This is a genomic window from Microbacterium sp. K24 (genome assembly GCF_004794465.1).
GTDB lineage: Bacteria > Actinomycetota > Actinomycetes > Actinomycetales > Microbacteriaceae > Microbacterium.
The window spans coordinates 1-417 of record NZ_SSDJ01000033.1 but is presented as its reverse complement, the minus strand read 5'-3'; the positions used below and the strand labels follow the sequence as shown (position 1 = coordinate 417).

Sequence of the window (417 nt, the reverse complement as noted above, 5' to 3'; positions counted from 1 at the left end):
TCTGCGATCCCCCTGAGAGGCCGGGAACCAGTACGAACCAGGGATGCTCGGAGTCGTCGGACTCGCCGTCATGGGTTCGAACCTCGCCCGCAACCTCGCCAGCCGCGAGGGCAACACGGTGGCGATCTTCAACCGCAGCTACGAGAAGACCGAGACGCTCGTCTCGGAGCACCCCGAAGCCGGGTTCATCCCGGCGAAGACCTACCAGGAGTTCGCCGACTCGCTGCAGAAGCCGCGCACCGCGATCATCATGGTGAAGGCCGGCGGCCCGACGGATGCTGTGATCGACTCGCTCGTCGAGGTCTTCGAGCCTGGCGACATCATCGTCGACGGCGGCAACGCCTACTTCCCCGACACGATCCGCCGCGAGAAGGCGGTCCGCGAGACGGGCATCAACTTCGTCGGCGCCGGCATCTC

The 417-nt window shown here is 66.2% G+C and carries 1 protein-coding gene; it reads left to right on the top strand.

Annotation, left to right across the window (positions count from 1 at the left end):
• Positions 1-43: 43 nt before the first annotated feature.
• A partial coding sequence (locus tag DW306_RS01385; RefSeq protein WP_240747007.1) for an NAD(P)-binding domain-containing protein occupies positions 44-417 on the top strand: 374 nt, incomplete at its 3' end.